General features: G+C 64.6%; 19 protein-coding genes. 11 read left to right on the top strand and 8 right to left on the bottom strand.

Annotated features, from left to right (window positions below; genetic code table 11):
• Window positions 1-3 precede the first annotated feature (3 nt).
• On the bottom strand, window positions 4-1,443 hold the full coding sequence (locus ACLP4W_RS16695; RefSeq protein WP_442387753.1) for an MmgE/PrpD family protein: 1,440 nt from the start codon (window positions 1,441-1,443) through the stop codon (window positions 4-6).
• 88 nt (window positions 1,444-1,531) lie between these two features.
• Between ACLP4W_RS16695 and ACLP4W_RS16690 the strand changes: the two genes are divergently transcribed.
• Window positions 1,532-2,353: a GntR family transcriptional regulator gene (locus tag ACLP4W_RS16690; RefSeq protein WP_442387784.1), complete on the top strand. Its 822-nt coding sequence runs from the start codon at window positions 1,532-1,534 to the stop codon at window positions 2,351-2,353.
• Here ACLP4W_RS16690 and ACLP4W_RS16685 read toward each other — a convergent pair.
• On the bottom strand, window positions 2,343-2,960 hold the full coding sequence (locus ACLP4W_RS16685; protein WP_442387751.1) for a methyltransferase family protein: 618 nt from the start codon (window positions 2,958-2,960) through the stop codon (window positions 2,343-2,345). The two genes, ACLP4W_RS16690 and ACLP4W_RS16685, sit on opposite strands and share 11 nt — an antisense overlap.
• Before the next feature lie 92 nt (window positions 2,961-3,052).
• Window positions 3,053-3,949, bottom strand: coding sequence for a ribokinase (locus ACLP4W_RS16680; RefSeq protein WP_442387749.1), 897 nt, complete (start codon window positions 3,947-3,949; stop codon window positions 3,053-3,055).
• A gap of 182 nt (window positions 3,950-4,131) precedes the next feature.
• Here ACLP4W_RS16680 and ACLP4W_RS16675 point away from each other — a divergent pair, with 182 nt between their 5' ends.
• From ACLP4W_RS16675 to ACLP4W_RS16655, 5 genes are read left to right on the top strand one after another with little or no spacing between them, the layout of a single operon-like run.
• Window positions 4,132-6,387, top strand: a complete 2,256-nt coding sequence (locus ACLP4W_RS16675) for an adenylate/guanylate cyclase domain-containing protein (protein WP_442387747.1) — start codon at window positions 4,132-4,134, stop codon at window positions 6,385-6,387.
• The gene (locus ACLP4W_RS16670) at window positions 6,387-7,796 is read left to right on the top strand and encodes a mechanosensitive ion channel family protein (RefSeq protein ID WP_442387745.1); all 1,410 of its coding nucleotides are present in this window, start codon (window positions 6,387-6,389) and stop codon (window positions 7,794-7,796) included. Before ACLP4W_RS16675 ends, ACLP4W_RS16670 begins: the two co-directional genes overlap by 1 nt.
• Window positions 7,797-7,850: 54 nt before the next feature.
• Window positions 7,851-9,110, top strand: coding sequence for a glutamate-5-semialdehyde dehydrogenase (locus ACLP4W_RS16665; protein WP_442387743.1), 1,260 nt, complete (start codon window positions 7,851-7,853; stop codon window positions 9,108-9,110).
• Window positions 9,111-9,145: 35 nt separating this feature from the next.
• The gene (locus tag ACLP4W_RS16660) at window positions 9,146-10,021 is read left to right on the top strand and encodes an AAA family ATPase (protein WP_442387741.1); all 876 of its coding nucleotides are present in this window, start codon (window positions 9,146-9,148) and stop codon (window positions 10,019-10,021) included.
• A 32-nt stretch (window positions 10,022-10,053) separates the two neighbouring features.
• Complete coding sequence (locus ACLP4W_RS16655) at window positions 10,054-11,511, top strand: vWA domain-containing protein (protein WP_442387739.1); 1,458 nt, start codon at window positions 10,054-10,056, stop codon at window positions 11,509-11,511.
• 15 nt (window positions 11,512-11,526) lie between these two features.
• On the opposite strand, the gene ACLP4W_RS16650 is transcribed toward ACLP4W_RS16655, so the two are convergent.
• Window positions 11,527-12,507, bottom strand: a complete 981-nt coding sequence (locus tag ACLP4W_RS16650) for an alpha/beta fold hydrolase (RefSeq protein ID WP_442387737.1) — start codon at window positions 12,505-12,507, stop codon at window positions 11,527-11,529.
• Window positions 12,508-12,776: 269 nt separating this feature from the next.
• Between ACLP4W_RS16650 and nadD the strand changes: the two genes are divergently transcribed.
• The 5 genes from nadD to ACLP4W_RS16625 are packed head-to-tail and all read left to right on the top strand — an operon-like array spanning window position 12,777 to window position 16,119.
• Window positions 12,777-13,445: a nicotinate-nucleotide adenylyltransferase gene (nadD, locus tag ACLP4W_RS16645; protein ID WP_442387735.1), complete on the top strand. Its 669-nt coding sequence runs from the start codon at window positions 12,777-12,779 to the stop codon at window positions 13,443-13,445.
• Complete coding sequence (rsfS, locus tag ACLP4W_RS16640) at window positions 13,442-13,822, top strand: ribosome silencing factor (protein ID WP_442387733.1); 381 nt, start codon at window positions 13,442-13,444, stop codon at window positions 13,820-13,822. Before nadD ends, rsfS begins: the two co-directional genes overlap by 4 nt.
• A complete protein-coding gene (gpgP, locus tag ACLP4W_RS16635) occupies window positions 13,819-14,502 on the top strand; it encodes a glucosyl-3-phosphoglycerate phosphatase (RefSeq protein ID WP_442387731.1) in 684 nt (227 codons plus the stop codon). The genes rsfS and gpgP overlap by 4 nt, the downstream gene beginning before the upstream one ends.
• A complete protein-coding gene (octT, locus tag ACLP4W_RS16630) occupies window positions 14,492-15,229 on the top strand; it encodes a diglucosylglycerate octanoyltransferase (RefSeq protein ID WP_442387729.1) in 738 nt (245 codons plus the stop codon). The genes gpgP and octT overlap by 11 nt, the downstream gene beginning before the upstream one ends.
• 56 nt (window positions 15,230-15,285) lie before the next feature.
• Window positions 15,286-16,119 carry a DegV family protein gene (locus ACLP4W_RS16625; RefSeq protein WP_442387727.1) on the top strand — a complete coding sequence of 278 codons (834 nt, stop codon included), beginning with the start codon at window positions 15,286-15,288 and terminating at the stop codon, window positions 16,117-16,119.
• Here the strand turns inward: ACLP4W_RS16625 and ACLP4W_RS16620 are convergent.
• From ACLP4W_RS16620 to ACLP4W_RS16605, 4 genes are all read right to left on the bottom strand, one after another.
• Window positions 16,116-19,022: an MMPL/RND family transporter gene (locus ACLP4W_RS16620; RefSeq protein ID WP_442387725.1), complete on the bottom strand. Its 2,907-nt coding sequence runs from the start codon at window positions 19,020-19,022 to the stop codon at window positions 16,116-16,118. The genes ACLP4W_RS16625 and ACLP4W_RS16620 overlap by 4 nt on opposite strands.
• Window positions 19,019-19,474, bottom strand: a complete 456-nt coding sequence (locus ACLP4W_RS16615) for an MmpS family transport accessory protein (protein WP_442387723.1) — start codon at window positions 19,472-19,474, stop codon at window positions 19,019-19,021. Before ACLP4W_RS16615 ends, ACLP4W_RS16620 begins: the two co-directional genes overlap by 4 nt.
• Before the next feature lie 177 nt (window positions 19,475-19,651).
• Complete coding sequence (locus ACLP4W_RS16610) at window positions 19,652-20,710, bottom strand: NAD(P)H-dependent amine dehydrogenase family protein (RefSeq protein ID WP_442387721.1); 1,059 nt, start codon at window positions 20,708-20,710, stop codon at window positions 19,652-19,654.
• Between the two features lie 389 nt (window positions 20,711-21,099).
• The coding region (locus ACLP4W_RS16605) for an AMP-binding protein (protein WP_442387719.1) at window positions 21,100-22,611 on the bottom strand (1,512 nt) is incomplete at its 5' end.

The raw sequence follows: 22,611 nt of genomic DNA, 5'->3' as shown, positions 1-22,611 counted from the left end.
CTTTCAGTCCAGTGCTCCCGCGACGGGAGCGGCGAGCAGATCGATCAGGTCGTTGACGTCATCGAGCTGTTCGAGGCCGAGCGCTGCGCGCTCGATCGCGTCGGCGCGGCCGCGACTGGTCACCCGGTCGGCCAGTGCATGGAACTTCGCCACGAGTTCGTCGTTGGTGACCGGATCGGTGGGCGCCCCGTGCGGCACGGCGACGCGGGCGCGGTGCACGGCGCCGTCACGCGTGGTCACCGCGACATCGGTGCGGAACTTCTCGGTCAGATCTGCGTGGGCCAGCGATTCGTCGAGATGCACCGTCGTTGCCGCGATCAGCGACCAGATGTCGTCGGAATCGAGGCGGCCGGGCGTGAATTGGTCGGGCAGCACGTTGCCGTCGAGCAGCGCCGCGGCAGTCGCATACCCGATATTCATCTGCGCGCCGATCGGGGTGAGCGGCCGATCCGGCGGCCACCAGCCGTGCTTGTAGATGGTTTCGCCGACGGTTATGTCGATCTTCGAGATATCTTGTGGCGCGACCGAACTCCGCAGTTCTCTGGCGGCGTCGATCGCTCCGTGCAGGCCGCCCATCGCGGCGTAGGACTTGACCATGATGACGGTGGTCTCCCACCGCTGGCCGAGCTGCCCGGTCAGCAACGAGGCGTCGGGATCGTGGCCTTCGCCGAAAACACTCAGAAATCCGCCATATTCACGCTCGAAGACCCGTTTGATGCCGGTATAACCGGCCGCGGCAAGCCCCGCGGCGTAGAAGCCGTTGCGCGCCGCCAGGCCGTGGTGCATGCGCTTGCTCATGGCCTCGTACTGCGCGGCCATCAGCCCCGCGGACTGGGTGCCGGCCAGGCCGAGAGCGTCCTCGAGTTGCGCCGGGGACAGACCGCGCAGCTTGCCGGACGCCATTGCCGCCGAGTGGGTGCCGAAGACCGACCCCGAGTGCCAGCCGCGGTCGAGCATTTGGGTGCCGTGCAGCGTGTAGCCGACCCGGGGGCCGACTTCGAAACCGGCGATCGCCGCCAGCAAAAGTTCAGCGCCCCCTGTTGGCCCAGTCGTGTCCTGCAGCGTCGAGACCGTCGAGAGCAGTGCCGGAATGAGCAGCGAGCAGCTGTGCAGCGGGGCGAGGGGATGAAAGTCGTCGAGCTCGAAGCCCTGGATGAACGTGCCGTTGAGCACCGCGGCCGCCGGGGCGCCGACGGTGTGTCCCGTGCCGATAACGACGGCGTCGCCGGGGCCCTCCAATCCGAGGACGGCGTCGGTGGCCACTCGTGACCACGGCAATCGGGCCCCGACCAGCGCGCAACCCAGGCCATCCAGCAGCAGGTGTTTTGCGCGCTCGACGACGGTCTGCGGGACGTCGGCGAGCGTCAGGTCGGCGACCCAGGTGGCCAGTCGTCCGGTCGGTCCTGCCGGATCGGTGGTGGCCTGCTGTTGCACCGCGGTCATCGGACCTCCCCGGGATTTGCTAGTTGTTATATACATATAACAACTGATCGCATAGCGCAAGGGAGGGGGTGTGGAAACATTGGCGACCATGCACGAGGGCAGCGGTAGCGCCGGACCGGTGTCCACCGCTGCCGGGGTGCCGTTGCACCGGCAGCTCTTTTTGGTGTTGCATGACGAGATCGACCGCGGCGTCATCGCTCCCGGCGACGCGTTGCCCACCGAGCAGACGCTGTGCGAGCAGTTCGGGGTTTCTCGCATCACGGTGCGCCGGGCGTTGGCGGACCTGGCCGAACAGGGATACATCGAGCGCCGGCATGGCGTCGGCTCGTTTGTGCGCCAGCACGGTCCAGCGGACGTGTCGGACGTTTTGGGGGCGGGCCGCTCATACATGGAGGGGCTGCGACAGACCCAGTTCGAAACCGAGGCGGACGTGGCCGAGCTCGGTGCCCGACGCCCTCCGCGGGCCATCGCCGAGGCGCTCGAGACTTCCGGCGAGCTGCTGCACATTGTGCGGGTGCGACGGCAGCGCAGGACCGGCGAACCGTTGATCGTGAGCGACGCCTGGCTGCCGCAGGACCTGGCCGACGTTTTGACCGAACCCGCGCTGCGCCGCGCGCCGCTCTACGAGCTGCTTTCGGATGCCGGGATCGTCGTGGACCGCGTGCGACACGAAATCACCGCCGAGATCGCGGGCCCGCGCAACGCACACCTGCTGGACACGGCGATCGGCGCTGCGCTGCTGCGCGTCAACCGCCTCGCATTTGTGGGCGATGCGCCGCATCACCACGTCTCGGTTCTGCTATCACCCAGCCGCAGTCGCCTGCTGCTGAGTCAGTCGGCGGAAGAACTGGAAATGGCCGACGGCTTGACCATCGCTCACGACGTGGCCTGGACCCGCGCTAACGAATGAGTCCCACACCGGGTATGAACCGGCCCACTCTGGCCGCGTAGGCGCGGTAGGTATCGCCATGCGTCCGCAGCAGGTATGGCTCCTCGACACGACGGACCTGCAGCATGATCGTCGTGAAGAGCAGGACAAAGCCGGCGCAGGCAACGAGATTCGGTGTCACCAGAGCTATCCCGAGGCCAAACGTCAACATGCCGGCATAGATGGGGTTGCGTATCCGGCCGAACACGCCGGTATACACCAGCGTGGTGGTCTCCTTTTCGTCCACTCCGATTCGCCAGGAATCGCCCATCTCGAGTTGCGCGTATACCGTCGCCGCGATACCGACCGTCGCCACCACGATGCCTGCGGCCTGGATCCAGACCGCGCTCAGCATGCCGACGGGCTTGACGACGTTCGCCTGCTGCAGGATCGGGGCGCTCGCTGCCACCATCAGTGCGACGACGAAGCCGATCCCGGTGAGACGTTCGGTCGAACCGCCGGCGCGGACGCCACGAAAGCCGGTGGAGCCGGTGCGCCGAAACTGTAGCCAACTGCGCCAACCGAATCCGAGCACCCCGAACACCGCGAAGAGCACCATCGCGATGTCAGCGGCGGCCGTCGCCGGCATCAGCAGGTTCCCATGACCGCAGTCATGGCCAGCGAGATTACATCAATACCCGAAACGAGGAAAATACCTGTAATCGAGGAAAATACCTGTAATCAGGAAAGATTCTCCCGCAGCGCCGCGTCGATTGCTTGGGCATCCGGTGCGCAGTCGCCGGCGCCGGGCACCAAAGTCGCCAGGGCGCCCGCGGCGCAGGCGCGCTGCACCGCGCGCAGCCGCTCGGCCCGCAAAGCTGGATTGGCGCCCGGGTTACTTGGCCAGCCGGCCGCCAGCACGCCGGCGAACACGTCGCCGGCGCCGGTGGTGTCCACCGCTTTGACCGCTGGGGCTGGCACCGCGAACTCGCCGTCGGCGCCGACGTACCGGGCGCCGCGCCCACCGAGCGTGATCACGAAGTGGTTTGGCCGCCAGGGCCACTTTTTGGCTTCGGCTTCGTTTGCGATCACCACTTCTGCGAAGGCCGCCAGTTCGGCCAGGGAACTTCGGTCTTGGCCGGCCGGTGAGGCGTTGACGATGACGACCGCCCCGGCCGACCGTGCCGCTTGTGCAGCCGCCACCGCCGTCGTCACCGGAATCTCCAACTGGGTCAACAGCACATCGCAGTTGGCAATGACCTGGCGCACGGCTGCTGCGCCCAGCGCCAGCTTACCGTTGGCGCCCGGCGCCACCACGATGGCGTTCTCGCCGTTGGCATCGACCATGACGACCGCCGTACCGCTTGGCCCGGGCATCGCGACGGTTCCGTCCAGCCCAACGCCCTTGGCCCGCAGGTGGGCCCGCAGCTGTTCGGCGGCGGCGTCGTCGCCGACCGCGCCGACGAACTGCACCTGCGCGCCCGCGCGCGCCGCTGCCACGGCCTGATTGCCGCCCTTGCCGCCGGGTGCCCGGCGCAACGACGACGCCAGCACCGTCTCGCCCGGACACGGAAGGGTATCGACGCCCAACGTCAGGTCCATGTTCACGCTGCCTACCACGCAGACCCGCGTCGCCATTCCGCCGACGTTAGTCGGGTCGGCTTTCACAAAGCGCGGTGCCAGGACTTCGGGTGAACCCCGAGCTTCGTGCCTAAAGTTTTATGCTCGCCGCTTTTGGACAATCGCCAATATCTTGAGGTCTGCGCGTTAGTGTGCTCCCGTTAGTGATGCTGAATCCTCTCAGAGAAAGGGGAAGGCGATTGACGTCGAGCGAGCTAACAGACGCCGAAGCGGCAACTGAATCCACCCCGCCCCGGGAGGGTATCGCCCAGCAGAGCGCCGCCGAGCAGGGCACGGCCGAGCCTGCGCCGGCTCAAAAGCCTGCGGAGCGTACGCGGCGGCCTTTGATTTGGACGCGTTTTCGGTTCGGCATCCAGTCCAAGATCCTGCTCACCATGCTGTTATCGAGCATCCTGGGCGTGGCGGTGATCGGCGCTATCGGGGCGATATCCGGTCGCAGCGCGTTGCGGGAAGTCGAGTCCGAGCGGTTGATCGAGTTGCGTGAGTCGCAGAAGCGCGCGGTAGAGGCGTTGTTCAGGGAAGTGACGAATTCGCTGATCGTCTGGAGCGGTGGATTCAGCATCAACGAGGCAACGACGACGCTCGCCGCCGATTTCGCTCAATTGGGCAACGCGACGATCACCCCCGCCCAACAGCAGGCCCTCGTCGACTACTACGACAACGAGATGGTCAAACCCATCAAACGGGTCACCGGTGACACCATTGATATGAATGCGGTTCTGCCGAGTTCCACCGCGCAGAAATACGTTCAGGCGTACTACACCGCACCGCCCAGGCCGACTGCCGACTCGCTGCCCGTCGCGGACGCCGGTGACGGCAGCGCATGGTCGGCAGCTAATGCCCGCTTCGACTTCTACATGCGCGGTATGGTCACCCGCTTCAATTATCGGGACGTCCTGCTGCTGGACATGCAAGGCAATGTCGTCTACAGCGTGATGAAAGGTCCCGACCTCGGAACCAATATCCTCACCGGCCCCTATCGTGAGTCCAACCTGCGAGATGCGTACCAAAAAGCTTTGGCCTCCAACGACGTCGACTTCGTCTGGATCACCGACTTCCAGCCTTATCAGCCGCAACTCGACGCCCCCACCGCGTGGGTGATATCGCCGGTCGGCATGAACGGCAAAATCGACGGGGTTATGGCCCTGCCGGTGCCGATCGCCAAGATCAACAAGATCATGACCGCCAACGGACACTGGGAATCCGCCGGCATGGGCACCTCGACCGAGACGTATCTGGCGGGCCCCGACAACTTGATGCGGTCCGATTCGCGGGAATTCCTCGAAGACCCGCAGGATTACCGGCGGGATGCGATAAACGCCGGCACTCCGCCGGACGTCGTAGAGCGGGCGATCCGTTTGGGTACAACGACGCTGGTGCAGCCGGTTGCGACCGCGGGTCTTCGCGCCGCCCAACGGGGAGAGACCGGAGTTGTCAGCGCCACCGATTACATGGGCAACAGGGAGTTGGAAGCCTACGCCCCGATCAACATTCCGAACTCCGATCTGCACTGGTCGGTTTTGGCGACGCGTGACAACTCCGATGCCTTTGCCCGGCTGAGTAGGTTCAGTAAGGGGCTCGTGATTGCCGTCACAGCAATGGTTTTCGCCATCTGCGTGGCCTCGATGATCATCGCCCAGGCAGCGGTGCGACCCGTCCGGCGGCTCGAGGAGGGCACACGGAAGATCGGCTCGGGCGACTACGAGGTCAACATTCCGGTCATGGCGCGCGACGAAATCGGAGACCTCACAGCGGCTTTCAACGAGATGAGCCGGAACCTCGCAATCAAGGAAGAGCTGCTCAACGAGCAGCGCCGGGAGAATGACCGCATGTTGCTGGCGCTGATGCCCGAGTCGGTGGTGCAACGTTATCGCGAGGGCGAGGAAAACATTGCGCAGAAACACCAAAACGTCGCCATCATCTATGCCGATATCTTCGGTTTGGACGAGATGTCCAACGATATGCCGGAAGACGAATTGGTCAGGACCATCGACGAACTGTTCCGGCAGTTTGACGCGGCCGCGGAATCCCTTGGCGTCGAACGGATTCGCACGTTCCACAACGGATACCTCGCCAGCTGTGGGGTCGTCACCCCGCGGCTGGACAGCATTCACCGCAGCGTTGACTTCGCCCTCGAAATCGGCCGCATCATCGATCGGTTCAACGGCGCAACCGGCCACCAGCTGGGTCTTCGGGTCGGCGTCAACACCGGCAACGTCGTGAGCGGGCTGGTGGGCCGCTCCAGCCTTGTCTATGACATGTGGGGCGGCGCGGTCAGTTTGGCCTACCAAATGCACAGTGGCGCACCGCAGCCGGGCATCTATGTCAGCTTGCAGGTATACGAAGCGATGCGCGACGTCCGGCAGTTCGCTCCCGCCGGCACGATCTCGGTCGGCGGTACCGATCAGGAGATCTACCGGTTGTTGGAGCGTTAATGAGGAGCTGGGATGACCCGTGGTTCTACTGGGCAATTGGTATCGCGGTCGGGTTACCGATCGGGCTGATCCTTCTCACCGAGCTGCAAGACTTACTCGTTCGCAGGAACGGTCGCCTGGCCAGGCAGGTGAGCCTGCTGCGCAACTACCTGCTGCCGCTCGGTGCGTTGCTATTGCTGCTCGTCCAGGCCTCGCAGGTCCCGGCCCGGGATGTCCCGGTGCGAATTCTCACCACGGTGTTCGGCGTGCTGGTGCTGGTCCTGTTGCTGTCAGCGCTGAACGCGACCGTGTTCGAGGCCGCGCCCGAAAATAGCTGGCGCAGAAGGCTACCCGCCATCTTCCTCGACGTAGCCCGCTTCGCTCTGATCGGCGTCGGCCTCGCGGTGATGTTGTCGTACATCTGGGGCGTCCGGGTCGGCGGGCTTTTCACCGCGCTGGGCGTCACCTCGGTCGTCATCGGCCTGATGCTGCAGAACTCCGTCGGCCAGATCGTATCTGGCTTGTTCATGCTCTTCGAGCAGCCATTCCGGATCGATGAGTGGCTGGACACCGGGACGGCGCAGGGACGCGTTGTCGAGGTGAACTGGCGGGCCGTGCACATCGACACCGGCAGCGGAATGCGGATTACGCCCAACTCGGTGCTGGCCACCACCGCGTTCACAAATCTCAGTCGCCCGCCCGGCACGCACAAAGTGACGATAACGACGACATTCTCCAGCGCCGATCCGCCGGACCGGGTATGCGCGATGCTGTCGCGTGTTGCCCGCGCGCTGCCGCAGCTCAAACTGGACAGCGTGCCGCGTTCGGTACCCGTCGGCGCCGCCGAGTACCGCACTACCGTCGGGCTGAGCTCACCCGCCGACGCCGGCGCCGCGAAGGCGACATTTCTGCGGTGGGTTTGGTACGCCGCACGACGGGAGAACCTCCACCTCGACGACGCCGACGACGACTTTTCGACGATCGAACGTGTGGAACATGCGTTGCGCACCGTGGTGGCACCGACATTGCGGCTGGGCGCCGAGGAACAGCGGTCGCTGCAATCGTGTGCGAGGCTCGTCCGCTACGGCGCCGACGAAATCGTCGAGTATGCCGGTCAGGTGCCCACAGTGATGACATTCTTGGTCGCCGGGCGCGTTCAGCTGACTACTACGGCCGACGACGGATCGGTTGTGCCGATCAGCACGCTGGTCGAAGGCTCATTTTTGGGGCTGACCGCGCTGACTCGGCAACCGAACCTTGCCAGCGCATACGCGCTGGAAGAGGTGACCGCGCTGGAGATCGATCGCGAACACCTCGAGCATCTGGTGATGCATGAACCGTTGCTGCTGCAAAGCTTCGGCAACATTCTCGAAGAGCGTCGAAGCAAAGTGCGGCAGGTCCGGCGCGGTGAGCGGGTCGGGCAAGGGTGACACTTAGCAACGGGTCGCCTGACCCGGTTATTTGACGCCCGATACCCTGGTTCAATGAGTCTGCAAGCACCACCGCTTCCTGACTTGCGGCGGGACGTCCACGATGCCGCACGCCGCGCTCGGGTCGCTTGCCGCGAGCTGGCCCTACTTCCGACGGTCGCCAAGGACGCGGCGCTGCAGTCGGCGGCGAAGGCGATAGGAGACCACGTCGAGCAGATCTTGGCGGCCAACGCCGAAGATCTCGAGGCCGCCCGGGCCATCGGCACACCGACCGCGATGCTCGATCGGCTGGCGTTGGATTCCACGCGCGTCGACGGAATCGCCGCCGGCCTGCGCCAGGTCGCCGGGCTGCCCGACCCGGTCGGGGAGGTGCTGCGCGGCTACAGCTTGCCCAATGGGCTGCATCTGCGGCAGCAGCGGGTGCCGCTCGGGGTAATCGGCATGATCTACGAGGGCCGGCCCAATGTGACCGTTGACGCCTTCGGTTTGGCGCTCAAGTCCGGCAATGCCGTGCTGTTGCGCGGAAGTTCGTCGGCGGCAAAGTCTAACCAGGCGCTTGTCGAGGTGTTGCGCGCTTCGCTGGTCAGTGAGGACTTGCCCGCCGACGCGGTCCAGTTGCTTTCGTCCGCCGATCGGTCCACGGTCACGCATCTGATCCAGGCCCGTGGCCTCGTCGACGTGGTGATCCCGCGCGGCGGAGCCAGCCTGATCGACGCGGTCGTCCGGGACGCGCAGGTCCCCACCATCGAGACCGGCGTCGGCAACTGTCACGTCTATGTGCACGAAGCCGCCGACCTGGAGGTGGCAGAACGCATCCTGCTGAACTCCAAAACCCGTCGGCCCAGCGTCTGCAACGCCGCTGAGACCGTGCTGGTCGACGCCGCGATCGCCGACCAGGCGATGCCCAGGCTCGTCGCCGCCCTAGAGGACGCCGGGGTGACCGTGCACGGAGGTCTTTTCGAAGACGCCGGCGAGGACGACCTGCGTCGCGAATACCTTTCGATGGACATCGCGGTGGCGGTGGTCGACGGCGTCGACGCCGCGATCGCCCACATCAACGAGTACGGCACCGGACACACCGAGGCCATCGTTACCACGAATATGATTGCGGCCCAACGATTTACCGATTGCGTTGATGCGGCCGCGGTGATGGTCAACGCTTCGACGGCGTTCACCGACGGTGAGCAGTTCGGTTTCGGCGCCGAGATCGGCATCTCGACGCAGAAGCTGCACGCACGTGGCCCGATGGGGCTGCCCGAATTGACCTCGACCAAGTGGATTGCGTGGGGAGACGGGCAGATCCGCCCGGCCTGACGCCCCGGCCACAATGCTTTAGGAGATTTGAGATTGTGAGTGTGCCCGCCCGGCCCGTGCCCTTGTTCGCCGACATCGACGACGTCTCGCGGCGGTTGGCCGAGACCGGCTACCTGCCGGACACCGCCACCGCGACGGCGGTCTTCCTGGCCGACCGGCTCGGCAAGCCGCTGCTGGTGGAGGGACCCGCCGGCGTCGGCAAGACCGAGCTGGCCCGCGCCGTCGCCCAGGCGACCGGCTCGGGCCTGGTCCGCCTGCAGTGCTACGAGGGGGTCGACGAGGCCCGCGCGCTCTACGAGTGGAACCACGCCAAGCAGATCCTGCGCATCCAGGCCGGCTCCGGCGACTGGGATCAGACCAAGACCGACGTATTCAGCGAGGAGTTCCTGCTGTCCCGTCCGCTGCTGACCGCCATCCGACGCACCGAGCCGACGGTGCTGCTCATCGACGAGACCGACAAGGCCGACATCGAGATCGAGGGTTTGCTGCTGGAGGTGCTGTCCGACTTCGCGGTGACCGTTCCGGAACTGGGCACGCTCACCGCGGAGCGGGCCCCATTCGTGGTGTTGACCTCCAACGCCACCCGTGAACTGTCCGAGGCGCTCAAGCGTCGCTGCCTGTACTTGCACATCGACTTCCCGAGTCCCGACCTGGAACGGCGCATCCTGTTGTCCCGGGTCCCCGAGTTGCCCGATCATCTGGCCGAGGAATTGGTGCGCATCATCGGCGTGCTGCGTGGGATGCAACTCAAGAAGGTGCCGTCCATCGCCGAGACGATCGACTGGGGCCGAACGGTGCTCGCGCTGGGCCTAGACACCATCGACGACGCGGTCGTCGCCGCCACGCTGGGGGTGGTCCTCAAGCATCAATCCGACCAGCAACGCGCGAGCGGCGAGCTGCGGCTCAACTAGGACTGAACTAGGACTGAACTAGGAAGGCATCGATGGCCGCTCGCCGCATCCGTCCCACCCGCCCCCTGGCCCCGTACGGTTTGCCCGGTCACTTGGTGGGGTTCGTGGAAGCGCTTCGCGGGGCGGGGATTTCGGTGGGGCCGTCGGAGACGGTGGACGCCGGCCGGGTGATGGCTGTGCTCGGCCTGGGCGATCGTGAGGTGTTACGCGAGGGCGTCGCCTGCGCCGTGCTGCGCCGCCCCGATCACCGCGAGACCTACGACGCGATGTTCGACCTGTGGTTCCCCGCGGCGCTGGGCGCACGGGCGGTGATCCTGGAGGGTCAGTCCGAGGAGGCGCAAAACGGTGACTCCAGTGACTCCCTGCCACCCGACGACGTCGAGGCGATGCGCCAGATGCTCTTGGATCTGCTCAACGAAAACCCCGACCTCGCCGACATGGACGAGCGTCTGGTCGCGATGATCGCGCGGATCGTGGAGGCCTACGGCAAATACAATTCCAGCCGCGGCCCCTCATTTTCGTCTTATCAGGCGCTCAAGGCGATGGCGCTGGACGAATTGGAGGGCAAGCTGCTGGCGGGGCTGCTCGCCCCGTACGGCGACGAGCCCACACCGACCCAGGAGCAGATCGCTAAAGCGCTCGCCGCGCAGAGGATTACGCAATTACGGAAGCTGGTCGACGCCGAGACCAAACGGCGCACCGCCGAGCAGCTCGGCCGCGATCACGTCCAGATGTACGGCATCCCGCAGCTTTCCGAAAACGTCGAGTTCCTGCGCGCCTCCGGCGAACAGCTGCGCCAGATGCGCCGGGTGGTGGCGCCACTGGCGCGCACCCTGGCCACTCGGCTGGCGGCCCGCCGGCGACGCACCCGCGCCGGCTCGATCGATCTGCGCAAGACGCTGCGCAAGTCGATGTCCACCGGCGGGGTGCCGATCGACCTGGTGCTGGCCAAACCCCGTCCCGCCCGCCCGGAACTGGTGGTGCTGTGCGACGTGTCCGGCTCCGTCGCCGGGTTCAGCCACTTCACTCTGCTGCTGGTACACGCTCTGCGCCAACAGTTCTCGCGTGTTCGCGTGTTCGCCTTCATCGACACCACCGATGAGGTGACCCACATGTTCGGCCCGGAAGCCGACCTGGCCGTGGCGATCCAGCGGATCACCAGGGAGGCCGGTGTGTACAGCCGCGACGGGCATTCCGACTACGGCAACGCGTTTGCTTCGTTCGTGCAGGCGTTTCCGAATGTGCTGTCGCCGCGCAGCTCGCTGCTGGTGCTCGGGGATGGGCGCACCAACTACCGCAACCCGGAGACCGAGCTGCTGGCCCACATGGTGACCGCCAGCCGGCACGCGCACTGGCTCAACCCCGAACCCAAACACCTGTGGGGCAGCGGCGACTCGGCGGTGCCGCGCTACCAAGAGGTGATCACGATGCACGAATGTCGGTCCGCCAAGCAATTGGCCGCCGTGATCGACCAGCTGCTGCCGGTGTGAGGGACGACGCAGGGGTTATGCGGGGCGCGACTCCAGCTCCGCAAGCCAATCGGTGAGCGTCACGACGTAGGTCTGCGGGTCGGTGCCGTGCATGGAATGGGGCATCTCGGGAAATGTGCGCAGGGTAAAGGAGTTTCCAGTGCTTTCAACGAGTCTGCGGACGTGCTCGACCTGCTGATCAGAGATCGCGCCGATCAGGTTGCCGGTCTCGGGGTCCACAAAGTGGAAATGGCGCGTGAACAGCACCGGCACCTTAACGTGAGTCAGCATTGACTCGTGATCGCAGTTGACTGCGACCCGGCCGGAGACAAACGCGTCACCCCACTCGGGGTCGTACTCGCGCAGGTTCTGCGGAGGCTCGGAGGTGGTGGGGCCGTCTCCGCCTGCCATGTGCATCCTTCGGAGCCACTCGGGCAGTTCGCGAGCCATCGCAGCCTGCATGCCCGCATAATCGCCGATGGACCATTGCGGGCCCAGCCATTTGCACCAGAGCCGAAAGATCGACCCGATACATTGCCGGATCGATTGACCCACAGCAGGATTGACTTCCGAGCTGAACAGGGGTGGATCTTCGTAGACGGCTGCGCGGACCTGTCCGGGTGCTGCGAAAGCGGACAACCAGGCGGCGATCACACCGCCGGATGACAGCCCACTGACCACTACTGGTCGGCCGATGACCCGATCGATGAAGCGGACCAGGTCACCGCCGAACAGGTCAAGGCTGTAGCGGCCCGGTGTCCAGGTGGAGCGACCCTGCCCGCGCAAATCGACGGCGTACACGTGGTAGTGATCGGCCAATAGCTTCATCGCTTGTTCGTAACCCCACCACGATTCGCTTTGCCCCGGGATGAGCAGCAGCGCGGGGTTAGCCGCGTCACCGGCGACCGCATAGTTCATCCGGATCTCGCCGAGGTCGACCAGGTGCTCGGGATAGTTGTGCGCGACGAAGCGCTCCGGATGGTCGCTGTGCTCGAGATAGGCCTCGAGATAGGTCATGGTGTTGTGTCCTCGCATCTCGTTGAGGTTTCAGTAGCTGCCGATATTGTCGGGCAAAATTGCAGCAACGGTGGGAGCCAGCCCGATGGAGCCACATCAGCCACTTGCGGCTCCGCTGAGAAGGATGCTCGTGGTGCGGGCAACCCGCCTGGTGCCCACCGCAGAGACGGGTGGGGCGCATGTGACCGCAACATCGGGACCCGCGCCGGTAGCGCGGCGCCCGAGCTGAAAAATGGCCCCGGTCGCCGGCTCAAGTAAGCTGGCAAATCGTGCAAAAGCAGCTTCGCAGGCTGGGAGTGATGGGTGGGACGTTCGATCCCATCCATTGCGGCCACCTGGTTGCCGCCAGTGAGGTCGCCGACCTGTTCGACCTCGATGAAGTGGTGTTCGTGCCCAGCGGTCAGCCCTGGCAGAAGGATCGCCAAGTCTCCGCCGCCGAGGACCGGTATCTGATGACGGTGATCGCCACCGCGTCCAATCCACGTTTCTCGGTGAGCCGGGTCGACATCGACCGGGAGGGGCCCACTTACACGAGGGACACACTGCGGGATCTGCACGCCCTCAACCCTGATTCCGAGCTGTACTTCATCACCGGCGCCGACGCGCTGGCGTCCATACTGTCGTGGCAGGGCTGGGAAGAGCTGTTCGAGTTGGCTCGCTTGGTCGGGGTCAGCCGTCCGGGCTACGAGTTGCGGCGAGAGCACATCACCGGCGTTCTGGACAAGCTGCCCGAGGATGCCTTGACCCTCGTCGAGATCCCGGCGCTGGCGATCTCCTCGACCGACTGCCGCCGACGCGCCCAGGAGCGCCGACCGCTGTGGTACCTGATGCCCGACGGCGTCGTGCAGTACGTCTCCAAGCGCCGGCTGTATCGCACCAACGAAGGGGCCGAGCAGAACGTGAGTCAAACGACCCTGTCCGCTGGTAACAACACATGACCGCCACCCAGGAGGCGGTCGACATGGCCGCCGTGGCGGCCCGCGCGGCCGCCGCCAAATTGGCCAACGATGTCGTCGTCATCGACGTCTCCGACCAGTTGGCCATCACGGACTGCTTCGTCATCGCCTCGGCATCCAACGAGCGGCAGGTCAACGCCATCGTCGATGAGGTCGAGGAGAAAATGCGTAAGGCGGGCTACCGGCCGGCGCGCCGCGAGGGTGCCAAGGAAGGCCGCTGGACGTTGCTGGATTACCGCGACATCGTGGTGCACATCCAGCACCAGGATGACCGGAACTTCTATGCCCTGGACCGGCTGTGGGGTGACTGCCCGGTGGTGCCGGTGGATTTATCGGCGGATACGGCGAGCACGCAATGAGGATCCGCCGTCTGGTGATGTTGCGGCACGGGCAAACCGATTTCAACCTCGGTAGCCGGATGCAGGGCCAGCTGGACACCGAGCTCAGTGAACTGGGCCGCGCGCAGGCGGTCGCCGCCGCCGACGTGCTGGGCAAGCTGCAACCGTTGCTGATCGTTTCGTCCGATCTGCGGCGCGCCTACGACACGGCGATCAAGCTGGGGAAGCGGACGGGGCTGAAGGTGTGGGTGGACGACCGGTTACGGGAGACTCATCTCGGTGACTGGCAGGGCCTTACCCACAGCCAGATCGACGCCGAGTCGCCGGGCGCCCGGCTGGCATGGCGCGAAGACGCAACGTGGGCGCCGCATGGCGGGGAAAGCAGAGTCGATGTGGCCGCCCGCACCGTTCCGTTGGTCGCCGAGCTGATATCCGGCGAGTTGGAATGGGGCGACCCGAACCAACCGGATCGACCGGTGGTGCTGGTGGCCCACGGCGGCCTGATCGCCGCGTTATCGGCTGCGCTGCTAAAGCTTCCGGTCTCCAACTGGCCCATTCTGGGCGGCATGGGCAACGCCAGTTGGGTGCAGCTGTCCGGCCACTCCAACAGTGACGGCGCCGGCCTGGAAGGCCTGGCCGACATCCGCTGGCGCCTCGATGTGTGGAACGCTTCGGCGCAGGTGTCTAACGATGTCCTCTGAGGTACGACCGACACTGCTGGTGTTCGCCGACTCGCTGGCCTATTACGGGCCCACCGGAGGGCTGCCCGCCGATGATCCGCGTATCTGGCCGAACATTGTTGCTTCGCAATTGGGTTGGGAATTGGAACTGATCGGCCGTATCGGCTGGACCTGCCGGGACATCTGGTGGGCGGCGACCCAGGACCCACGGGCCTGGGCGGCGCTGCCCAGGGCGGGCGCGGTGATCTTCGCGACCGGCGGGATGGATTCGCTGCCGTCGGTGTTGCCGACCGCGCTGCGCGAGCTGATCCGCTATGTTCGGCCGCCGTGGCTGCGGCGCTGGGCCCGCGATGGCTACGCGTGGTTGCAGCCCAGGCTCTCGCCGGTGGCCAGGCCCGCGTTGCCGCCGCAGTTGAGTGCCGAATACCTCGAACAGACCCGTGGTGCAATAGATTTCAACCGGCCCGGCATCCCGATCGTGGCGTCGCTGCCGTCGGTGCACATCGCCGAGACGTACGGCAAGGCTCACCACGGTCGCCCGGGGACGGTGGCGGCAATTACGGAATGGGCGCAGCACCACGACGTTCCCCTGGTAGATCTCAAAGCCGCTGTGGGCGAACATGTTATGAGCGGGCGTGGCAATCCCGACGGCATTCACTGGAATTTCGAAGCCCACCAGGCGGTCGCCGAGTTGATGCTCAAGGCGCTGGCCGAAGCGGGGGTACCGAACGAGAAACCGCGCGGCTGAGCCATGCTCCGCGCCGACGACGATGCAGAGCGAAGCGATGAGGAGGAGCGGCGCCCGTGACCGTTGTGGTCGTGACCGATGCGTCGTCGCGCCTGCCGGCCGATTTGCTCGAAAAGTGGGCGATACGCGTGGTTCCGCTACACATCTTGCTTGACGGCGCGGACCTGCGCGACGGCGTGGACGACATCCCCGACGACATCCACAAACGCCACGCCACCACGGCGGCCGCCACCCCGGCCGAACTGGCCGATGCCTACCAGCAGGCGTTGGCTGACAGCGGCGGCGACGGTGTGGTGGCGGTACACATTTCGTCAGCGCTGTCGGGAACCTACGGCGCCGCCCAACGGACCGCCGCCGACCTGGACCCGAATGTGCGGGTGATCGACTCGAGGTCGGCGGCGATGGGCACGGGGTTTGTCGCGCTCGCCGCCGCACGGGCCGCGGCCGCGGGCGGCGACCTGGACACCGTCGCGGACGCTGCGCGTTCGGCGGTGTCCCGCTGCCACGCGTTCATGGTGGTGCATCGGCTGGACAACCTGCGCCGCAGCGGGCGGATAGGCGGGGCCAAGGCGTGGCTGGGCACAGCGCTGGCGCTCAAGCCGCTGTTGCGTATCGATGACGGTAAACTCGTTCTGGCCCAACGGGTGCGGACCGTCCGCCATGCGACCACCGCGATGATCGACCGGGTCTGCGAGACCGTCGGCGATGGCTCCGCCGCCCTGGCGGTGCACCACGTGTCCAATCCGGAAGGCGCCGACGAGGTGGCGGCGGCGCTGGCGCAACGGCTGCCGGCGTGCGAGCCGGCGATCGTCACTCCGTTGGGACCAGTGCTCGCGCTGCATGTCGGCGCGGGTGCCGTCGCGGTCTGTCTGGAGTTATCGCCCGGCTAGGCGCGCACCGGTGTTCGGGCGTTGTCACCGCGGGGATGGACGACTTGCGGCCACCAGAACCAACGGCCCAATAGGGTGGCGATCGACGGCATCAGCAACGTGCGCACGATCAGCGTGTCGAGCAGCAGACCGATACACACGGTGGACCCGAACTGACCGAGCACCCGCAGGTCGCTGCCGAGCATGGACGCCATCGTGAAGGCGAACACCAGGCCGGCGGCCGTCACCACCCCGCCGGTGCCGGCCATCGATCGAATGATCCCCGTCTTGAGTCCGGCATGGATCTCTTCCCTGAACCGGGAGACCAGCAACAAGTTGTAGTCCGACCCGACGGCCAGCAGGATGATGACCGACAGCGCCATCACGATCCAGTGGATCTTGATGCCGAGGAGGTCCTGCCAAATCAGCACGGACAGACCGAATGATGCCGCGATCGAACTGGCCGCGGTGCCGACGATCACCAACGCCGCAACGATACTTCGGGTAAGCAGCAACATGATCATGAAGATCAGCGTGAGCGCCGATACCACCGCGATCATGAGGTCATATTTGGCGCCGTCGTGCATGTCCTTGAACGTTGCGGCGGTACCGCCGAGGTAGACCTTGGCGTCCGACAGCGACGATTGCTTCAGACCCTCCTGCGCGGCAGTTCGCTCCGCGGCGACCCGCGAGATGCCTTCGGGGGTCATCGGATCGCCCTGGTGGGTGATGAAAAAGCGCGCCGACTTGCCGTCCGGCGACAAGAACATTCGAAGCCCCGTCTGGAAGTCCGGGTTATCGAAGGCCTCCGGCGGCAGGTAGAAGAAGTCGTCGTTCTTGGAGGCGTCGAAACTTTGCCCCATGACGATCGCGGTGTCGCTCATGGCCTCCATCTGGTTGATCATCGCCGAGAACGTCTGGTACAGCGTCAGCGTGATACCTTTTGTGGTCTTCAGCGTCGCAATCATCGTCGGGATCAACGCCAGCATCTCGTGCGTCGCCGAGGCGGTGCGCTGGATGTCAGCCGTGAGGGTGTGGAATTTGTCGGCAAGCTGGTCGATCCCGTCCAACGAGTCGAATAGGGACCGCAAGGACCAGCACATGGGAATGTCGTAGCAGTGCTTCTCCCAGTAGAAGTAATTGCGTATCGGCCGCCAGAAGTCGTCGAAATCCGCGAGGTGGTCCCGTAATTTATCGGTGATTTCCGATGTTTCGGCCGTGGTCTTTGCGCTGTCGTCAGCGGCATTGGAAAGATCTTGCGTCACTTTGTACAGCTGCTGTGTGTAGTCGATCTGGACCTGCAGCTCGTCGGCCATCTTGAGGATGTCGGCCATGCGCTCTTTGAGGAAGTCCATGTTCTGCATGGTCGTCTGGCTCTGCATGCTGTTCTGGAACGGTATCGAGCTGTGTTGAATCGGAATGCCCAGCGGCCTGGTGATGTCCTGGATCATCGCGATACCCACAGTGCGCATGACGTTTTTGGCCACCCTGTCCAAGACGAGCATGTCGGCAGGATTGCGCATGTCGTGGTCGGCCTCGACCATCAACATGTCGGGATTCATCCGGGCCTGAGAGAAATGCCGGTCTGCAGCTTGGTATCCCAGATTGGACGGGGCGCTGGTCGGCAGGTAGTACCGGTCGTTGTAACTCGTGACATATCCCGGCAGGGCGATCATGCCGACTAGGACGATGGCGGCGCTGACGGCCAGAATCGGTGCCGGCCAACGCACCACCGCGGTGCCGACCCGCCGCCACAGCCGGCCCCTGGCCGCCCGCTTGCGTTCGAAAAGACCCACCTTGCTGCCCACGAAAACTACCGCAGGACCCAGCGTGAGGCCGGCCAGCACCACGACCAGCATCCCGATCGCCACGGGTGCACCCATGGTGTTGAACCAGGGCAACCGGGCAAAGCTGAGGCAGTACGTCGCCCCGGCGATGGTCAAACCCGAACCCAGGACCACCGGGGCCACGCCACGAAACGTGGTGTAGTAGGCGGTTTCTCGATCCTCGCCGGCCTGGCGCGCCTCTTGATAGCGGCCCAGCAGGAATATTCCGTAGTCGGTTCCGGCCGCGATCGCCAGCATGGTGAGGATGTTCGCGGCGAACGTGGTGAGCCCGAATGCATTGTGATACGCGAGAACCGCGATGACTCCCCGCGAACATGCCAGCGCGATGCCGGTCATGAACAGCTGGACCAATGTGGTCACGATGGAGCGGTAGACCAAAAGCAACATGATCGCGATGGCACCCAAAGTGAACAGCGTGATCTTGGCCAGGCTCGCGTTGCCGATGACGTGCATGTCGTCACTGAGCGCCGCGGGACCGGTGACGTAGGCCTTCACTCCGGGTGGTGGCTGGTTTCGCTCGATCACCTTGCGGACGGCTTCGACGGAATCGTTCGCCAGCGTCGTGCCCTGGTTGCCCGCGAGGTTCAACATGACGTAGGCGCCCTTGGCGTCGGCGCTCTGCGCTCCCGCAGCCGTTAATCGGTCTCCCCAGAAGTCCTGGATGTGCTGGATGTGCTTGGGATCCTGCCTCAGCTGCCGGATCAGATTGTCGTAGTAGTGGTGTGCGTCGTCGCCCAGAGGTTGCTGACCCTCCAGCACGATCATCACGGTGCTGTTGGAATCGAATTCCCTGAAGTTGTGGCCCAGCAGCATCATCGCCTTCATGGACGGCGCGTCCACCGGTGTCATCGGCGCCGAATGTGCTTCGCCGACGACTTCCAATCGCGGAACGATGACGTTCACGAGGACGGTGACAAACACCCAGGCCAGGATGATCGGCACAGCGAATATGCGAATCGCGTGGGGGATGACGGGCCGGTGGCCGCGCTCGGTCCTTGCGGGGCTTTGGGTGCGGATCGGCCCGGTGGCCTCGGTGTCTTCGGCGCCCACCCTGCTCCTGCTGTTCAGGTCGCTCATGCGGATTTCACCAGGCAGAAGGTCTGGGCGTTGTGGCCCTCGGCGTTTTGCTGTTCCCGGACGACACCGTCCACGGTGATTTTGCAGCTGATCTGGCTGCCGTCGCCCTGCGCCATGATGTTGGCGCTAACCGCGGGCAGTGTGGTGGAGATCGTGAACGACCATGGCAGCGGGGCCGCATTGACCTGGTGCGTGTTGGCGTTCTCGTCCCAGTAGTTGATGTTCGCGGTGGTCCCTGGGGGGCCGGAGACCTCATAGGTGACGACCTTGGGATTGAACTGCACGATCTCAATCCCGGCGCCGGCATTGGCATTGAGGTCCTGCGAGCCGAAGATTTTGTGCACCCTTGACACGACCAATCCGGAGACGGCCAGAACAACCAGCAACACCAGAGGTATCCACGCTCGCTTGACAGCGCGGGTTAAGGCACCGGTATTTGGTCTAGCCCTCACCTGACCCCCTTCCGCTCACCGATCTCGCTTGTAACGCGCTTCCGGAAAGCTTGCTTCCATCGTCAACCGCAGTGATGTCGGCAGAACCTTTGCTCGGCTAAGCATCCTAAACCTTAGTGCACGGAAGCGTTCCTCGGGTCCCGTCGATGTGGCACACGACATAGCTTTCTCGCGGCTTTATCGCGCCACCCGGCCGGTGACCGGCGGCAGATCGGCAAGCGTCACGACGCCGGGCTTGGCGGCCACCACCGCCGGGACGGCGTTGGTCACCGGCATCGCGGTGTAGATCATTCCCAATCCCATGAAGCCGGGCTCCGTCCAGTCCTTCGGTGGCAAACAGTGCAGGACGGTGCGCATGTTGGGCAACCCGAATACTTGAATGACGTGTCCGTGCTCGAGCGGTTTGGGGGGGACGACGTGACTGCCCATGGTCCAGTTGAATCCGACGCTGACGACGTTGCGGTCGCCTTCCCACCCACGGTGGTAGCCATAGACGCCGCCGACGGTTCCCGCGGGGATCTTCATGAAACCCAGGTCGGAGTCGGCGCCGGCCGCGGTAAAGGTGACGTCGAAGGTCATCTTGTCCAACTTGGCTCCGATCGCGTCGGCCATCATCGCGGCCGACTCCGCGAACACCTCGCTTTCCCGCCGCACGTTCTCGGCCAGACCCGGGGTGTCGGGATCCTGCGAGAACCCCATCCCCGTTTGGGTCTCCGCCGATTCGTACGTCGAGCAGTCCACCGACTCGGTGATCCGGATTTCGTCGACGCGCTCGCACGAGGCGCTCAGCACCATGCCGACCATATTCGTCATGCCGGGATGCGCCCCGCTGCCGAAGATCGTCGAGCCGCCCCGTTCGCAGGCGTCCTCGATGCGTTGCCGGTCCTGCGGCGTTTGCTTGCCGCCGGTGATCCAGGCCGCGCTGGAGCACACGTTGACGCCCGATTCCAGCAAACGGACCAACTCGTCGACGTTGGGCCACAACGGGTTGTAGCAACAAGCGTCGGGTCGAAGTGACAGCAGCGCATCGATGTCATTGGTGGCCTTGACCCCGGTCGGCGTCGGCCACCCGGACAGCTCGGCGGCGTCCACGCCGACTTTGTCCTGTCCGTGAGCGTAGACGCCGACCAGTTCCATGTCCGGTCTGCCGATGATGGCGTGCAGCGATCGCCGCCCGATGTTGCCGGTAGTCCACTGGATCACACGAAACGGACGGTCTGCGCTGGTTGTGCTCATCGGGTGCTCCTTTGCGCCGGTGCGATTGGACTCATTATGTTCAACCCGGCCCACGAGTACTCGAGCCGGGCATCCCAATATTCAGAGCGAACCTAGCCGCGGCTCGGAATTCGGCCCGTCATCTGTTGCTGTGTTGCACCGACTGCGATTGTGACCACACAGCAAACAGCTGCGGTAGCGTCGACGTCCAGGGTGATCCCCGATATGCAATTGGCCTGAAGCTGCTGGGCTTTCGCGTTCCAGAAAGGTCAAAGCCCGGTGACGCCGACCGCGAGGAACACACAGCCGGCCGCGGCCGGCACGATTGCAAACTTCAAGGCGGCTTCGAGGCGGCTAGGCGATCGAATCCGGGCGGGCTCAGTTTCTAGCCAGTTTTTTTCTAGTTTTTTCTAGGCGTCCAACCGGGTGAATTGGTCCTGGCGGTACTGCTCGACACAGGCGGCGCGCCGGATCTTGCCGCTCGTCGTGGTGGGAATCGACCCGGGCGATACCAGAACGAGGTCTCCGACATTCAAGCCGTGCGCATTGGATATCGCGGAGGTGACGTCGCTTTTGACGCAGGTGAGCCAGTGCATCGCTTCCTCGTTGGAGTCGCCTCGCTCCTTGAGCTCAATGATGGTGACCAGCTTCTCGGTACTGTTCAGCGGCACCGATATCGCCGCGACCCGACCACGTGTGATCTCTTGGATCGTCGCCTCGATGTCCTCGGGATAGTGATTGCGCCCATGGATGATCAGCAGATCCTTGATGCGGCCGACAATGAACAGCTCACCCTCGGAGATGAAACCCTGGTCGCCGGTTCTTAGCCAGGGTCCGTCGGGCGTGCCCGGCGAAGGGTCGACGAGCATTGCGCCGAAGCAGCGCTGCTCCTCCGGCGGTTTTCCCCAGTAGCCGTCGGCGACGTTGGCGCCATGTACCCAGATCTCGCCGACCAAGCCCGCAGCGCACTCGCGGTTGGTGTCGGAGTCGACGATCCGCAGTGTGGGTGATTGCGGCACTTTGTATTTGATCAGCTCCGTGCCGGTCCCTGCCGAACACCGTTGAACGCGGCCCTCGGACAGCTCCGCGAGATCGAAGCGAACCGCCGCCGATGATTCGCTCCAGGTGCCGGTCGCCACGAAGACGGTTGCCTCCGCCAACCCATATGATGGACGCACCATGTCGTCGCGGAAATTGAAGTGAGCGAACCGATCAACGAAGCGTCTCAAGGAGTCCGGCTCGACACGTTCGGCACCGTTGATAATGCCCAGCACCCCCCCGAGGTCGAGCCCGGCCAGGTCGCTGTCGGTTGTCTTGCGGGCGGCCAAGTCAAAGGCGAAATTTGGCGCAGCTGAAAATGTGTGCGGAGTTGCGGCCAGGGATCGCATCCATCTGGCCGGCCTTTCCAGAAAAGAAATCGGACTGCTCAGCTCGACGCGATGACCGCTCAGAATTGGTGCGCAGACTCCCAGCATCAAACCCATGTCATGGTAAAAGGGCAACCACGACACAAACGTGGTACATGATCGGACCTTAACGTCGGTGTCCGCGAAGTAGCCGCGCATCAGCTGCTCGAAATTCACCTGAAGGTTCTGGTGCGAGATCATGACCCCGGTCGGCAGCCGGGTTGAACCTGAGCTGTACTGCAAATACGCCGTGCTAGGCGAATCACCTGTCCGAACGCTTGTTCCGCCATCTACGTCCAGATTCATCGAATCCATTTCGACGATCTTTAGAACAGTGTCCAGGCGTGCTTGATCAATATATTCGGTGATATCTTCCGCGACCGCGGACGTTGTGAGAACAACTGAGGGCGACGTATCGGCGAGGATGGCACTTACCCGCTCATGACTCGAGCCGCGGTGCGGCAACGGGAGCGGAACTGCGATCAGCCCAGCCTGCATGGATCCCAGGAATGCCGC

This window comes from Mycobacterium sp. (assembly GCF_052145595.1).
Lineage (GTDB): Bacteria > Actinomycetota > Actinomycetes > Mycobacteriales > Mycobacteriaceae > Mycobacterium.
The sequence above is the reverse complement of the archived record's forward strand: the minus strand, read 5'-3'. Positions and strand labels throughout refer to the sequence as shown.

Coding starts and splice junctions, on each gene's coding strand:
- octT (WP_442387729.1), top strand. CDS start 14,492: ATGTCCTCTGAGGTACGACCGACACTGCTGGTGTTCGCCGACTCGCTG.
- ACLP4W_RS16650 (WP_442387737.1), bottom strand. CDS start 12,507: ATGACCTATCTCGAGGCCTATCTCGAGCACAGCGACCATCCGGAGCGC.
- rsfS (WP_442387733.1), top strand. CDS start 13,442: ATGACCGCCACCCAGGAGGCGGTCGACATGGCCGCCGTGGCGGCCCGC.
- ACLP4W_RS16665 (WP_442387743.1), top strand. CDS start 7,851: ATGAGTCTGCAAGCACCACCGCTTCCTGACTTGCGGCGGGACGTCCAC.
- ACLP4W_RS16610 (WP_442387721.1), bottom strand. CDS start 20,710: ATGAGCACAACCAGCGCAGACCGTCCGTTTCGTGTGATCCAGTGGACT.
- ACLP4W_RS16620 (WP_442387725.1), bottom strand. CDS start 19,022: ATGAGCGACCTGAACAGCAGGAGCAGGGTGGGCGCCGAAGACACCGAG.
- ACLP4W_RS16670 (WP_442387745.1), top strand. CDS start 6,387: ATGAGGAGCTGGGATGACCCGTGGTTCTACTGGGCAATTGGTATCGCG.
- gpgP (WP_442387731.1), top strand. CDS start 13,819: ATGAGGATCCGCCGTCTGGTGATGTTGCGGCACGGGCAAACCGATTTC.
- ACLP4W_RS16690 (WP_442387784.1), top strand. CDS start 1,532: ATGCACGAGGGCAGCGGTAGCGCCGGACCGGTGTCCACCGCTGCCGGG.
- ACLP4W_RS16695 (WP_442387753.1), bottom strand. CDS start 1,443: ATGACCGCGGTGCAACAGCAGGCCACCACCGATCCGGCAGGACCGACC.
- ACLP4W_RS16655 (WP_442387739.1), top strand. CDS start 10,054: ATGGCCGCTCGCCGCATCCGTCCCACCCGCCCCCTGGCCCCGTACGGT.
- ACLP4W_RS16685 (WP_442387751.1), bottom strand. CDS start 2,960: ATGCCGGCGACGGCCGCCGCTGACATCGCGATGGTGCTCTTCGCGGTG.
- ACLP4W_RS16680 (WP_442387749.1), bottom strand. CDS start 3,949: ATGGCGACGCGGGTCTGCGTGGTAGGCAGCGTGAACATGGACCTGACG.